Origin of the sequence: Pseudomonas sp. Sample_11 (assembly GCF_004307505.1) — a bacterium.
Lineage (GTDB): Bacteria > Pseudomonadota > Gammaproteobacteria > Pseudomonadales > Pseudomonadaceae > Aquipseudomonas > Aquipseudomonas atacamensis.
Genome location: NZ_RCOD01000075.1, coordinates 21842 through 36267, shown reverse-complemented (window position 1 = coordinate 36267; position 14426 = coordinate 21842). Strand labels below are relative to the sequence as shown.

Below are 14426 nucleotides of genomic sequence, written 5' to 3'. Positions count from 1 at the left end.
ACCTTCTCCCCCACCAAAAAACTCCTCGGCGCGCCATCATTCAAACTCAATATCGCCACCGTTCCACTCCCGCCCGCGATCACTCCACTCACCTTGATATCCACCGGCGCAGCCTCATTGGAGAACCACTGCAACGCCGGGCTGTCACTTTTCGCCGCAAGCACTTGCGGGGCGGCTGCGGGTGTGTGGGATTCCGCCGTGGTCAGCAGCAGCGACGACCATGTCGCGACGCCCACCAGGGCGGCGAGCAGTGCCAGGGCCTGGACGGTTTGCGCCGGGGTGATCCGTGCGGTGAATTTCATGGGTTGTCGCTCCTTGTTGTCCCTGTTGCCAGACTACGCGGCAATTCTCTCCGTTTTATTTCACATGCCTTACATGTTCGCCGGGCACGATGGGGTGGGACGCCAAGGAGCGCGTGGGTGATGAGCAGGCAGCAGGGTTTTACGTTGATCGAGTTGATGGTGGTGCTGGTGATTATTGGCATTGCCAGTGCGGCGATCAGTTTGAGTATCAGGCCCGATCCGTTGCAGTTGTTGCGCAAGGATGCCGAGCGGGTTGCGCAGTTGTTGCAGGTGGCGCAGGCCGAGGCTCGCGCCGATGGGCGGCCGATTGTGTGGGTGGCGGATGCCAAGGGGTTTCGGTTTGGGCGGCGTGGTGAGGGTGGCGTGGGGTTTGAGTCGTTCATGGAGGATGCGCAGTTGCGTCCGCGTGTGTGGCAGAGCCCGAAGGTGGAGGTGCGGGTGGAGCCCCGGCAGACGGTGGTGTTGAATGCGGAGTGGATCAATCCGCCGTTGCGGCTGATTTTGTCTGATGGGGCCAATCGGCTGAGTGTGCTGCGCGATGGCAGTGGGCGGATCAGTATTCAATGAAGACTCAGCAAGGGTTCACTCTGATTGAGGTGATGGTCGCGATTCTGCTGATGGCGGTGGTGAGTCTGATTGCCTGGCGCGGGTTGGACAGTGTCACGCGGGCGGACAGTCATTTGCAGGCCAGTAGTGAGCAGAGCGATGGGTTGTTGCGGGTGTTGAATCAGTTGCAGCGGGATGTGGACATGCGCGCGGGGGTGGAGTTGAGCGAGCCGCGCAAGGTCGGGGCTGAGGATGAGGCGCCGACCGCGCCGCCGGCGGTGACGGTGCGCAGTAGTGATAGCAAGGGGTTTCGGCTGGACATCATTCGTAGCGCGGCGGATCAGCCGGGGGCTTTGCAGCGTGTTCGGTGGTGGGTCAAGGGGGATACGTTGTATCGGGCGGTGGCTGAGGCGCGCAGTCGCTATCCGTTGCCGGCGCCTGGGAATGGGGTTGCAGTGTTGAGTGAGGTGAGTGATGTGCAGGTGCGGGTTTGGGAGGTGGACAAGGGGTGGCGGCAGTTGAGCGGGAATCGGCGGGAGGATCCGTTGGGGTTGGAGATTAGTTTGAGTCGGCAGACGGCGCAGGGGGTTGAGCGGTATCGGCAGGTGATTGGGTTGTTGCAATAGCCGGGGTCACCGCAGTTTTTGTAGGAGTGAGCCTGCTCGCGATTGCGGTGGGTCAGTCAGCATTGTTGTTACTGGCAGACCGCATTCGCGAGCAGGCTCGCTCCCACAATTGGGTTGGGGGCGGTCAGTTGCAGGTTGGTTGGCTGTTAGGCCGTCATCGCTGGCAAGCCAGCTCCCGCAGGGATCGAGTGCGACCGGAAGATATTGGTCAGTTGGGCAACCGCTTTCGCGAGCAGGCTCGCTCCCACAGAAAGCGAAAGCAAGATCAGAAGATCGCGGCCTTCGGCAGCTCCTACATTTGGGTTGGGTGTAGGCAGTTGGGGATTGGGTGGCTGTGAGGCCGTCATCGCTGGCAAGCCAGCTCCCACAGAAAGCAGGATCAAGATCAGAAGATCGCAGCCTTCGGCAGCTCCTACATTTGGATTGCGCTGGGCTTTGGTTAGCTGAGAACGACCACGCCGCCCGGCAGTTCGGTGCATTTGACGCCGTAGGCATCGCGGATCAGCAATGCGACGCCGGCGAGTTGGTCGAGGTTGAAGCGGGCCTGGACGCGGCGTTGGCCGAGTTCGCGATTGAGCAGCAGGAGCATGCCGGGGCGGTAGCGGTTGATTTCGTCGATCATCTGGCTGAGGGTGGCGCCGTTGAACACCAGCACTTGTTGGCGCCAGTTCATCACGGCGGCGGTGTCGACGGTTTGTACGTTGCCGATTTGCCGTGCGTCGTAGGTGACTTGCTGGCCCGCTTCGAGGCGCAGGTTGCGGCCTTCGATGGCGACGTCGACCGTGCCGTCGAGGCAGGTCACGCAGACTTGCTGGTCGGTGTTGCGCAGGTTGAAGCGCGCCTGGCTGGCGCGCAACCACCCTGCCCCGGCCTGCATCGCCAGTGGCAGGCGTGCGGTTTGCACTTCGACTTCGCCGCTGACCAGTTCAAAGCCCTGCACGCCGTTTTCGACGCTGCGCTGGTTGATGCGGGTCTGGGTGTTGAGTTCGAGGCTGACGCCTTGCGCCGGTTCAACCCGGCGCTGCTGGCCGACTTCGGTGATGTAGTCGGCGCCCAGTCCTTCGAAGCCACCGGGAATCGTGCCGCGCACCAGCAGGAATGCGGCGGATGCGGCAATCGCGCCGCCGAGAAATGCCCGTCGACCGAAGCCGCGTCGGCCCTGCACGGCTTCGGCGGCCGGTTGCAGGTGATGCCACAGCCGCTTGGCTTCTTCGAACGCCTGGGCATGTTCGCCGCTTTGCGCGCACCATTCGCGCAGGGCGCGGGCGTCGGCGACGGTGGCGCGGCCCGAGGTCAGCAGAATCAGCCAGTCGCGGGCTTCGCTCTGCAGCAACTCGTCGGCCGATGGCTCGGCAGGTTTCAGTCGAAAGATGTTCAAACGCGCAAATTCTCAACGGATTAATCGGGTCACTATTCGCTAGACGGTTTTCCGGCCCCGCGACCGAACCGCTGAAACACTTTTCTTTCCAGTTTCGCTGCGCAGAAGCCCAACGCGGCTTTGATTTCCTTTTCGACCATGCGCGTGGAAATGCCGAAACGCTGGGAGATTTCCAGGTGTGGTGCCTCTTCCAACCGCGCGGCGATGAAGATCCGCCGACGCCGTGCGGGCAGTTCGTACAAGGCGCTGAGCAGGGCCTGCATCTCCTTTTGCCCGCCGACCACCCGCGCCGGGTCGAGGGCCTCGTCGCCCAGTTGCAGCAGCTCTTCGACCTCAGTACCGGTGAGCAGGCGCGCATCGGCCTGACGGCGGTCGGCGGCGATGTTCAGGGCCATGCGATACAGGTAGGCGTTGGGCTTGAGCAGGTTCGGCGGGGTTTCCATGCGATCGACCCGCAGCCAGGTTTCGTGCAGCACGTCGTTGGCCAGGTCCTCGGAGCCGAGGCGGCGGCGCAGGCGCACGCGAAAATCCTCGTAGGAGCTGAGGAACAGCTGGCCCATCGTGCTTTGTCCGGCGTCTTTCATCCCCCGGAAACTCCTTCCCATCTCGTGCATTCCATGCGTTTCCCTGACGACTCCGGTAACAACAGCAACGTGACCGGCTGGCGCAAGGCGCTGGGCGTCGGCCGATCGATTGTGAGGTTGCGAAAACTTTCCACCAGCGCGTTATCGCGCCGTACATCGCCGGTCGAAGTGACCAACCGGTTGTGCTGCACCACGCCGTCGCGCCCGACCCACACCTGCAACACCGCGCGATAACTGCCCGGTCGGGTCAGCGGCGAACGACACAGCTTGCGCTCGATCGCCGCTTGCACCGCCGTCGCGTAACTGCGGTTGACCGCGACAGCGGCCGGCGTGGGTTTGTCCGTCGGCACTGGCAGGTCTTCCACCTGCGCCGCTTGCAAGGTGAACGCGTCGGCGCGGGCGTAACGCGCCATCAACCCGGTGCCGCCGAGCAGATGGCGCAAGGCATCGGCGGCGGTGTATTCGCCATCCACGGCGAGGGAGCGACGGCCCCGGCTCAACTGGCTGTCGACCAACACCGCGACGCCCGTGGCGCGGCTGTATTGATCCAACGCCCGAGCGAGTTCCTGCGCCGGGATGTGCAAGGTCATGCGCATGTCCGCCGCTGCCGGATCAGCATTGGCCGCGCAGGTCAGCAGACCGAGCAGCCACCCCAGGCCCGCGCGGCGCACAAGCGTCGCCGAGCGCTGAAGACTGATCCGCGAACTGCCTCGCTGCACGACTGGCGCACCCCTGAAAATCGCTATCCTGCGGGGCATTTATGACTCTGGTATGACGGGCGGTGCAAAAAAACCATCACGGGTTTTGCGCCGCGCTTGCACTAGACTCAAACCCAGAGCGGCCCATTCGGGCGGGCCAGGAGGCGGACATGAAAACACGGTGGATGTGGGTCTTGCTGATGACGGTGGGTGCAGCGCAGGCGGAGGAGCCGCTGGGCTGTGTCGAGGTCACGGTCGGCGGTTACAAGGCGCCGAATTACGATTGCCTGAGCCAGCAGATGGGCAACAATCCCGACGGCGCGGCGGCGGCGCAGAAGAACATGGAAGGGTTGAATGTGCCGGTGCACAAGCGACCGCCGAATCAGGTAGGGCTGGCGACACCGGCGGCGACCAGTACGCGGATGGGCAACACGTTTGGCACATCGGTGAAACCGCAGCGGCCGCCGCAGTGAAGGACTGATCGTTCCCACGCTCCTGCGTGGGAATGCAGCCCGGGACGCTCTGCGTCCCATTGGAACGCGGAGCGTCCCTTGAGGCATTCCCACGCGGAGCGTGGGAACGATCGGCGTGTACCTCTTCTTTCTCTCGTTTTGTTTTTACGACGCAACTCAATCACTCGGGGTCTGGCGGAAGCTGACGGCCAAACGATTCCAGCTGTTGATGGTGCTGACTGCAACCGTCAGGTCCACCAGTTCGCCTTCATCAAATTGCTCGCGCGCCTGCTGGTAGACGTCATCCGGCACATGGCTTTCGGCCAACAGCGTCACCGCCTCGGCCCAGGCCAGCGCCGCCCGTTCGCGGGGGTTGAAGAAGTTGCTGTCGCGCCACACCGCGATCGCGTAAAGACGCCGATCGCTCTCCCCGGCCCGCCGCGCGTCCACCGAGTGCATGTCGGTGCAGAATGCGCAGCCGTTGAGTTGCGAAGCGCGGATCCGGATCAATTGCAGCAGCGGCGCTTCGATGCTCAGGTTGGCGGTCAGCGCCTCCATGGCAAGCATCGCTTTCATCGCCTTGGGCGACGCGTTGTAGTAATCCAGACGCAGGGACATGGCGCGGCTCTCGGCAGGCGGAATGATGAGCTCACGGTACGGGCTGTGCAGGCTGTGTTACAGCCCCAATTCCACGGAAAACCGCTACACCACAGAATTCCCGTCAAACACCAATCCCGTGTAGGAGCTGCCGAAGGCTGCGATCTTTTGATCTGGCTTTTTGATCGTTCCCACGCGCAGCAAAGGAATGCAGCCATGGACGCTCCGCGTCCACTGTGACGCAGAGCGTCACGGGAGGCGTTACCACGCGGAGCGTGGGAACGATCAGGTAACTGACCCGCCGCTTTCGCGAGCAAGCTCGCTCCCACAGGGACTTGCGCCAATTTGCGGTTTTTACTCCACGCAACTACTGCCAAAAGCCCAACAACGCTAATCTGACCGATACCTCACTCAACACCCGGGAGCCTCGTCGGTATGGAACTTCATGTCGTGATCAACGGCCGCAAGGATCTCGCCGGTCAGTTGTATCAGCAGTTGCGCGCGGCGATTGAATCCGGGCGACTGGCGGCGGGTACGCAGTTGCCGCCGAGCCGCTTGCTGGCCGAGCAATTGGGCATCTCGCGCAAGACCATTTCCGACACCTATGCGCAGCTGACCTACGAAAATTTCCTCACCGGGGTGATTGGCAAAGGCACCTATGTCAACGCCCGCCCGGCGCAGGTGCAGCGCAAGCAGAGCCACACCGAGCTGGCCAGTGCCGAGGTGATCGAGAGCTGGCGCAATCTGCCGGTATTCCTGCGCCACCCGACGCTGGAAGGTTCACTGCGCTACGACTTCATCGGCGGCGCCACCAGCAAAGGCCAGTTCCCGCACGACGACTGGCGCCGCTGCGTCGCCCATGCGATGCGGCAGATGGCGCAGTCGAAAGGCTTCTACAGCGTTGCCGAGGGTTTGCCGGCGCTGCGCAATGCGATCGCCCGGCACATCGCCTTTTCTCGCGGCATCAACTGTCAGGACGAGGACATCGTGGTGTGCAACGGCGCGCAGCAGGCGCTGGATCTGATTGCCCGGGTACTGACCCGCCCGGGCGATCTGGTGGCGATGGAAGATCCAGGGTATCCACCCGCGCGTTTGCTGTTCGGCACCCACGGCGCCGAAGTGGTCGGGGTGCCGGTGGATGCCGAGGGTATTCAGGTCGAGCACATTCCCGATGGCACGCGGCTCATTTACGTCACCCCGTCGCACCAGTTCCCGCTGGGTATGGCGATGAGTCAGGCGCGCCGCGAGGCCCTGCTCGCCCGTGCCCACGAGCTCGGCGCGATCATCATCGAGGATGATTACGACAGCGAATTCCGCTACGAGGGCCGGCCCACCGATTCGCTGTACAACCTCGATCAGCGCGGTATCGTCGCCTATGTCGGCACCTTCTCGAAAACCTTGCTGCCGGAGTTGCGCCTGGGCTACGCGATCCTGCCGCCGTCGATCATCGAGGCAGTGATTCGCGCCAAACAGCTGACCGATCTGCACGCCTCGACCCTGCCGCAATGGGCGCTGGCCAAGTTCATCGCCGAGGGTTGCCTGCTCAAGCACATCCGCCGCTGCCACACGATCTACGCGCAACGTCGCGAGCGGATTCTCGAGCGCATGGCCACCGACCTCGCGCCATGGCTGCAAGCCGTGCCGGCCAGTGCCGGGTTTCACATGGCGGTGTTCTGCAAGGTGCCGATCGATTTGCCGTTGGTCATCGAGTTGGCAAAAAAGGTCGAGGTCGGCCTGTATGCGATCAGTGGTTTCTACTACCAGCAGCCGGCGAAAGAAGGCCTGTATTTCGGCTTCGGCGCCATCGAAACCCTGGACATCGACATCGCCCTTGATCGCCTGCGCGACATCCTCGAACAGCTGTCATGAGCCGTTGGTATAAGGCTTTTACCGCCGATTGGTTATTGGTGATTCACGGCGGCAGGCCTATTCTGCACAGGCGTTATCCCTCAGTGAGCAGGATTCGTCCGGCCTGATTCAGGAGTGTGAGCAATGTCCAACGAAGTGATCAACACGGTTGAGGTCAAGGCGGTCGCGGGCCGCTCGGAAGAGCTTGGCAAGCAATTGCAGAAGATCGTCGATACCCTGCGCGAAACCCCGGGCTGCGATTCCTACCTGGTCGACCGCTGCCCCGAGGACAGCCACCGCTGGACGGTCAGCGCGCGCTGGCAGTCGGAAGCGGCGATGCAGGCGCATTTCAACCGGCCCGAGGCACAGGGGTTTATCGACCTGATCGACAGCCGCCTGGCCAATAGCGTGGATTTCAACAGCTTTCCTATCGTCTAAAAGCAAGATCAAAAGATCGTCCGATCGCGGCCCGAGCCTTCGGCAGCTCCTACTCTGGAATGCGTTCCCCTGTAGGAGCTGCCGAAGGCTGCGATCTTTGCTTTTGAACCAGAATTGGTCACCTGATCTTTGCGAATATTGGCCGTTTGAACCGGCCCCATTGCGGCCTACTGTGAGCGCACCCCAACCATCACAGGTAACCCGCCATGAAAGCCCTGCACCTCGTCGCCGCAGCCCTCGCCTTCACCCTCTCCGCCTCGGCAATGGCTCACGATCCGTCCGAGAAAATCACCGTCCTGCAGGACCAACTGCTGAAAAACGTCCCCGGCAAGAAAGCCATGATGATCGAAGTCGACTACCAGCCCGGGCAGTCTTCGATCGCGCACAAACACGAGGGTACGGCGATGGCTTACGTGCTCGACGGTGAAGTGATTTCCCAAGTCAAAGGCGAACAGGCCATCACTTACAAGAAGGGCCAGTTCTGGTACGAGCCGGCCGGTTCCGAGCATCTGGTGTCGAAAAACGCCAGTTCGACCAAGCCGGCCAAGTTGCTGGTGTTCATGGTGCTGGCCCCGGATGAGCAGGTGCTGATCCCGCTGGAAAACTGATGGCTGCGTGACCAGCCATAAACGAAAGGCGCGAATCGAGCATTTGCGCCTTTTTTATTGCCTTGGGGCATTACCTGCAAACGCTTAAAGCCAATAAACCTAACCCCGCACAGGTTATTCAGGCAACGGTCAGGCCGGCAGGTTTAACCTGAATATCCGCCGAACCATCGGCCCGTGCACACTCATCGACAGACCTTGTTTCACGGGAGAAACACCATGAAACCTGCGCTTCCCGCCCTACTGGCGATCTCCGTTTTGATGCTCTCTTCCTGCTCTGTTCCCACTGCCCCGCAAGCGGTGTCATCCCTCGACACGCTGCTGCCGCACCCGACCGGTCGCAGCAGTGCTACTCAGGTCAACAGCGGTCCCGGCGTCTCGCTGGGGGTGATTTACAGCCCCGGCACCCAGGCCAATCGCCAATACTTGCGCGAGTATCAGGCCAAGGCCGGCACCGGTTTTGGTCAGAGCCTGCTGGTGCAGCCGATCCACGACGCCTACGTCGCCAGCTCCAGCCCGGATCGCGCGGTGCAGTGGGTCAACGCTTCGCTGCAACGCCAGTTCGGCTCGGTGACGGTGTACCCGGACATGCAAAGCCTGCGCGCGGCCAAGCCGGATGTGGTGGCGATCGTCGATACCCATAGCCAACTGATCACCTCGCGCAGCTCGGATATCCGCGCGGATGTCAGTGCCGATTTTTACGATGCGCAATTGAACTACATCGGCACGGCGAAGGGCTCGCAGGCGCGGGAACTGACGCCGGTGTGGGCGGACTTCAAGCGCTCGGAAGAGATCGTCGCGGATATCAATCAGCAGGAGGAATTGCAGTTGGCGGCGTTGCGCGAGTTTGATCGCTCGCTGAGTAATCTGGTTGTGCGGCCGGGGGAGAAAGTGTCGATGCTTGAGGGTAAACCAGCTCAAAAGTTGTATTGAATGTAAGTGTCTCTTCGCGAGCAGGCTCGCTCCCACATTTGGAATGCGAATCCCTGTGGGAGCGAGCCTGCTCGCGAAGGCGCCAGACCAGACACCACAAAAATCCTCAGGCATAAAAAAGCCCCGCCTCTTTCGAGAGCGGGGCTTCTTCATTCAGCCACTACTTACGCCAGTTCAAGCTCGGCATTCGCAGTGATCGCAGGCACGATCGCTTGCCCGCTCAACGCCAGATCCAGCAGTTCACGGTTGGCCACCGCGTACATAGCGTAGTCCGTACCGCTCGCAGCACGGATTTCCACCAGCATGGCGCGCCAGCGTTCGATCATGCTTTCGTGCTGGGCCATCCACAGCGCCAGGCGTGCTTCCACGTCCTGGGAACCGTCGCCCTGTTGCAGGACGGAGATGGTGATCGCCCGTTGCTGCCAGTCGACGTCATCACGGAACGCTTCACGGGCCAGAGCCTGCCAGTTGTTTTCCACCGGCAGAGCGCTGATCTGTTGCAGGTACCAGGTGATGTCCAGCGCAGAGCCGACGGCGAAGTAAGCCTTGGCCACTTCGGCCGGGTCCTGCCCGGTGACGTCTGCGGCTTCGATGATCGGCAGCAGCGTGTACAGATGCGAAGTGCCCGCAACCATACGCGCCAGCAATTCCGGCACACCGGCTTCGACGTACGCCTGATAGCGCGACTGCCAGTTCTCGCGGATTTCGCCGCTGAGCAGCTCGTCGAGTTTCAGGCCCAGCTCTTTCAGGTGCGGACCGAAGTGCGCGACGTCACGGGCAGCGTTCTGCTCGTTGCGGCGGGCACGCAGGAACCAGCGCGTGGCACGACGGCCCAGACGCATCAGCTCGTCCATCAGTTCCAGCTGCACGTCAGCGGAAACCTGATAGTCCAGCGCTTCGATCTGACGGAACCAGTGCGGGAGGTGGAAGATGTCGCGCACGATCACGTAAGCGCCAGCCACGTTCGCCGGGCTCATGCCGGTCGACTCTTTGAGTCGCTGCACGAAGGTGATGCCCATGTGGTTGACCAGATCGTTGGCGATCTGGGTGCTGACGATCTCGCGCTTCAGACGGTGACGACGCATGGCTTCGGAGAACTTGCTGACCAGGGTCGGCGGGAACGCCGTTTCCATGTCGCGGGTCAGGTAATCGTCGTCCGGCACCAGCGAGCCCAGCAACTGCTCTTTCAGGTCGATCTTGCTGTAAGAAATCAGCACCGACAGCTCAGGACGGGTCAGGCCGTGGCCCTCAGCGACGCGCTCGGTCAGTTGCTCTTCAGTCGGCAGGAACTCGATGGCACGGTCCAGCTTGCCACGGCCTTCCAGATCGCTCATCAGACGCTTGTACTCAGCGATGCGCGCGTAGGCACGGCGCGCAGCCAGGGACAGGGCCTGAGTCTGCTTGTAGTTGTTGCCCAGCACCAGATTGCCGACTTCGTCGGTCATGCTCGCCAGCAACTGGTTGCGTTGCTTGTCGGTCATGTCACCGGCCTGAACCACTTCGTTCAGCAGGATCTTGATGTTCACTTCGTGGTCGGAGCAGTCCACGCCACCGGCGTTGTCGATGAAGTCGGTGTTGGAACCGCCACCATTGAGACCAAATTCCACACGACCCAGTTGGGTCATGCCGAGGTTACCGCCCTCGCCCACGACTTTGCAGCGCAGCTCGTTACCGTTGACGCGCAGTGCATCGTTGGCCTTGTCCCCGACATCGGCGTGGCTTTCGGTGCTCGCCTTGACGTAGGTGCCGATACCGCCGTTCCACAACAGATCCACCGGCGCCTTGAGCAAGGCGTTGAGCAGTTCGGTCGGGGTCAGCTTGTCAGCCTGGATGTCGAAGCGTTCTTTCATCTGCGGCGAGATCGCGATGCTCTTCGCGCTGCGCGAGAAGATACCGCCACCTTCGGACATGATGCTGGTGTCGTAGTCGGTCCAGGCCGAACGCGGCAGGTCGAACAGACGCTGACGCTCGACGAAACTGGTCGCCGGGTTCGGGTTCGGGTCGATGAAGATGTGCATATGGTTGAACGCAGCGACCAGTTGCAGCTTGTCGGACATCAACAGGCCGTTACCGAACACGTCGCCGGCCATGTCGCCGACGCCAACCACGGTGATGCTGTCTTCCTGAACATTGATGCCGCGCTCGCGGAAGTGGCGTTGCACGCCGACCCACGCGCCCTTGGCGGTGATGCCCATTTTCTTGTGGTCGTAACCGGCCGAACCACCGGAGGCAAACGCGTCACCCAGCCAGAAGCCGTAGTCGATGGCGATGCCGTTGGCGATGTCGGAGAAGGTTGCAGTGCCCTTGTCCGCCGCGACCACCAGGTACGGGTCATCGTCGTCATGACGCACGACGTTGACCGGCGGCACCAGGGCGCCGTCCTTCAGGTTGTCGGTGATGTCCAACAGACCGGAAATGAAGATGCGGTAGCAGGCAATGCCCTCGGCCGCGATCTCGTCACGGCTGCCGCCCAGTGGCAGGCGACGCGGCAGGAAGCCGCCCTTCGCGCCCACTGGCACGATGACCGAGTTCTTCACTTGCTGGGCTTTTACCAGGCCGAGCACTTCGGTACGGAAGTCTTCTTCACGGTCGGACCAGCGCAGGCCACCACGAGCAACGTTGCCGAAACGCAGGTGCACGCCTTCGACGCGTGGCGAGTAGACGAAGATTTCGAACTTCGGCACTGGCTTCGGCAGCTCAGGGATCGCATGCGGGTTGAACTTGAAGCTGAAGTACGACTTGTTCTGGCCGTTGGCGTCAGTCTGATAGAAGTTGGTGCGCAGGGTGGCTTTGATCAGGTCGAGGTAACGACGCAGGATGCGGTCTTCGTTGAGCACCTGAACATCGTCCAGCGCGGTCAGAATCGCTTGTTCCAGACGCAGTTGCTTGTCTTCCAGATCGTCGCTGCCGAGCTTGCGCGCCAGGTAGAAGCGGGTCTTGAACAACCGGGTCAGTTCGCGAGCGATGTCGGTGTGGTTGTTCAGGGTGCTGGCGATGTAACCCAGGTCGAAGCCCAGACGAATCTGCTTCAGGTAACGGGCGTAAGCACGCAGCAGTGCCACGTCGCGCCATGGCAGACCGGCGGTCAGCACCAGACGGTTGAACGCATCGTTTTCGGCATCGCCGCGCACGATGTGCACGAACGCGTCCTGCAGGGTGTCGTTGAGTTGCTGGATGTCGAGGTCCAGACCTTCAGCGGCGGTGAAGGCGAAATCGTGAATCCAGAATTCGCGGCCGTTGGTGTGGCGCAGGCGATACGGGAATTCACCCAGTACGCGCAGGCCGAGGTTTTCCAGAATCGGCAGGACGTCGGACAGCGCCAGCGGCGTGTCGGCGTGATACAGCTTGCAATGCAGCTCGCGCTGGCCGGAGACCTGACCGAGCGGCTGATAGAAGCTCATCACCAGCGGATTTTTTTCGTTGAGGCTCAGCAGGTGCTGCATGTCGACCACGGCCGAATGCGCAGCGAAACGCTCGCGGTAGCCGGCCGGGAAGCCTTTCGGGAAGTCGGCCAGCACGTTGGTGCCGTGGGCTTCGCCGAAGCTCTCGACGGTCAGTGCGGCGTAGTCGTCCTGCCAGCTGCGGCAGGCCTGGACCACTTCTTTTTCCAGCAGTACCGGGTCGATGTCGAGGCGGTTCTTCGGATCGACGCGCAGAATCAGCTGCACGCGAGCCAGCACGGATTCCGAGAAGAAGGTCCAGAACTCGCAGTCGGAAGCCTTCAGGCGCTCCATCAGCACTTGCTGGATCTTCTGGCGGACTTCGGTGGAATAGATGTCGCGCGGCACGTAGGCCAGGCAGTAGCAGAATCGACCGTACGGGTCTTTGCGCAGGAACACGCGGATCTTGTTGCGTTCCTGGATCTGCACGATCGACATCACGGTGGTGAACAGTTCGTCGACCGGGGTCTGGAAAAGGTCGTCACGCGGCAGCACTTCGAGGACCTGCGCCAGTTCCTTGCCCAGGTGGGCCTTGGACTGGAAGCCGGAGCGGCGCTCGATTTCTTCGACCTTGCGGCGGATGAACGGGATGACCCGCACGCTCTCGCCGTACACCGAGGAAGTGTACAGGCCCATGAAACGGTGTTCCTTGATGACTTTGCCGTCGGCGTCGATTTCACGGATCGACACGTAGTCCGGGTAAGCCGGACGGTGTACGCGGCTCGGGTGCGCAGCCTTGGCGAACGACAGCAGGGTCGGTTCGCGCAGGTAGGACACGGCGTAGTCTTCGATGCGCAGGTCTTCGTAGGTCAGGCCGGTGCGCAGCAGTTTGGTGAGGCCGAGGAAGGAGCTCTGGTCGTACTCGATGTGGCCGCCATCGGCCTGATCGGTGACCACGAACTCTTCGTAGCCGAGGAAGGTGAAGTGGTTGCCCACCAGCCATTCCAGGAAGCTCTTGATTTCGTTCTTTTCGTCGGCATCGACCGGATAGGCGCTGTTGTCGAGCTGGGTGAGGATGTCCTGCACCTTGGCTTTCATCGGCTCGAAGTCAGCAACGGCGACGCGCACTTCACCGAGCACCTGCTCAAGCTCTTTGCTCAGCACGTTCAGCTCGGCCGCGTTGGCGCAACGGTCGATTTCCAGGTACATCAGCGATTCGTGCAGCACGCCTTCGCCGGTGCTGCCTTTTGGCAGGACTTCCAGCAATTCGCCCTTGCTGCCACGACGTACGCTGAGCACGGTGGTCTGCAGGGTGTGAATGCTGTAGCCGCGACGGTTCAGCTCGGTACGCACCGAGTCGACCAGAAATGGCAGGTCGTGGTGCAGCACTTCGACCGCGGTGTGGGTCGACTGCCAGCCGTGGCGTTCGTAATCGGGGTTGTAGACACGCACTTGCGGTTGCGCGTGATCGAAGCGCTCAAGCAGGCGCCACGCAGAGAGAGTACAGCCAGCGAGGTCGGAGAGGCGACGTTGAGTCAGCTCGTCCAGGGAAATGATGCCGAAGAATTGTTCAGCGAACAGCGCCACTTGTGGCAGTGCCTGTTCACTGATGTGCTGCGCCAGTGCCGCTTGCAGTTGGTGCTGGAAGTCGGCTTTGCTGGCTGCGGTGAAGAACGCCATCTGTGGTACTCCGCTTAAGCTTGTTATTGATGGAAAGCGTCGCGTGCAACACCCCTTTCGGGGCTGGTGTCGCCCTGTTCCTGATTCTCGGGCAGAGGAAACAGGGAGACAGGTGGGTGAAGCTGGACGGGACACTCAGGTCACATTCACCTTCCATGAATGAGCATCTGCAAAAGCGACTGCCAGCACTGCCGACAATGCCTTTACGGGTGCTCATCCGTTGCGCAGCTTAATGGGTGCGACAATGTGTCTGCTTGCGGTGCTGCGACATATTCGGTCATTGGCACGTAAATGCAGGGTTTGGCCTGCATCAACACTAGCAGGCGTGCGCCGAAATGCAGGTTCGAAACCCCGGTTTC

At 61.7% G+C, this 14426-nt stretch carries 13 protein-coding genes; 7 read left to right on the top strand and 6 right to left on the bottom strand.

The annotated features are described in order from the left end of the window. Positions 1-302, bottom strand: a 302-nt coding sequence (locus D8U60_RS20780) for a general secretion pathway protein GspC (protein WP_130900822.1), incomplete at its 3' end; no start/stop codon positions are given. 120 nt (positions 303-422) lie between these two features. Between D8U60_RS20780 and D8U60_RS20775 the strand changes: the two genes are divergently transcribed. Continuing rightward, a complete protein-coding gene (locus D8U60_RS20775; RefSeq protein ID WP_130900821.1) occupies positions 423-869 on the top strand; it encodes a GspH/FimT family pseudopilin in 447 nt (148 codons plus the stop codon). Beyond that, on the top strand, positions 866-1474 hold the full coding sequence (locus tag D8U60_RS20770) for a prepilin-type N-terminal cleavage/methylation domain-containing protein (protein WP_016774975.1): 609 nt from the start codon (positions 866-868) through the stop codon (positions 1472-1474). Before D8U60_RS20775 ends, D8U60_RS20770 begins: the two co-directional genes overlap by 4 nt. A gap of 439 nt (positions 1475-1913) precedes the next feature. Here D8U60_RS20770 and D8U60_RS20765 read toward each other — a convergent pair whose 3' ends face one another. Genes D8U60_RS20765 through D8U60_RS20755 form a run of 3 tightly spaced genes read right to left on the bottom strand, consistent with a single transcriptional unit; the run spans position 1914 to position 4155 of the window. Continuing rightward, entirely contained in the window at positions 1914-2852 is a 939-nt protein-coding gene (locus tag D8U60_RS20765) for a DUF4880 domain-containing protein (RefSeq protein WP_130900820.1), read from the bottom strand. 32 nt (positions 2853-2884) lie between these two features. Then, entirely contained in the window at positions 2885-3436 is a 552-nt protein-coding gene (locus D8U60_RS20760) for an RNA polymerase sigma factor (RefSeq protein WP_041480103.1), read from the bottom strand. Continuing rightward, positions 3433-4155: a secretin and TonB N-terminal domain-containing protein gene (locus D8U60_RS20755; RefSeq protein WP_160769420.1), complete on the bottom strand. Its 723-nt coding sequence runs from the start codon at positions 4153-4155 to the stop codon at positions 3433-3435. The genes D8U60_RS20760 and D8U60_RS20755 overlap by 4 nt, the downstream gene beginning before the upstream one ends. A gap of 164 nt (positions 4156-4319) precedes the next feature. Here D8U60_RS20755 and D8U60_RS20750 point away from each other — a divergent pair, with 164 nt between their 5' ends. Beyond that, on the top strand, positions 4320-4607 hold the full coding sequence (locus D8U60_RS20750) for a hypothetical protein (protein WP_223631048.1): 288 nt from the start codon (positions 4320-4322) through the stop codon (positions 4605-4607). A 156-nt stretch (positions 4608-4763) separates the two neighbouring features. On the opposite strand, the gene D8U60_RS20745 is transcribed toward D8U60_RS20750, so the two are convergent. Beyond that, positions 4764-5204 (bottom strand): carboxymuconolactone decarboxylase family protein, encoded by a 441-nt coding sequence (locus D8U60_RS20745; protein ID WP_076562576.1) that lies wholly within the window; start codon positions 5202-5204, stop codon positions 4764-4766. A gap of 414 nt (positions 5205-5618) precedes the next feature. On the opposite strand from D8U60_RS20745, the gene D8U60_RS20735 reads away from it, so the two are divergent. From D8U60_RS20735 to D8U60_RS20720, 4 genes are all read left to right on the top strand, one after another. Then, a complete protein-coding gene (locus D8U60_RS20735; RefSeq protein WP_122601924.1) occupies positions 5619-7052 on the top strand; it encodes a PLP-dependent aminotransferase family protein in 1434 nt (477 codons plus the stop codon). Between the two features lie 123 nt (positions 7053-7175). Further along, positions 7176-7469, top strand: coding sequence for a putative quinol monooxygenase (locus D8U60_RS20730; protein ID WP_016774982.1), 294 nt, complete (start codon positions 7176-7178; stop codon positions 7467-7469). Between the two features lie 206 nt (positions 7470-7675). Then, on the top strand, positions 7676-8077 hold the full coding sequence (locus D8U60_RS20725) for a cupin domain-containing protein (protein WP_130900817.1): 402 nt from the start codon (positions 7676-7678) through the stop codon (positions 8075-8077). Between the two features lie 216 nt (positions 8078-8293). Next, complete coding sequence (locus D8U60_RS20720; protein ID WP_130900816.1) at positions 8294-9007, top strand: ATPase; 714 nt, start codon at positions 8294-8296, stop codon at positions 9005-9007. A 164-nt stretch (positions 9008-9171) separates the two neighbouring features. On the opposite strand, the gene D8U60_RS20715 is transcribed toward D8U60_RS20720, so the two are convergent. After that, positions 9172-14067: an NAD-glutamate dehydrogenase gene (locus D8U60_RS20715; protein WP_130900815.1), complete on the bottom strand. Its 4896-nt coding sequence runs from the start codon at positions 14065-14067 to the stop codon at positions 9172-9174. Between the last annotated feature and the right edge of the window lie 359 nt (positions 14068-14426).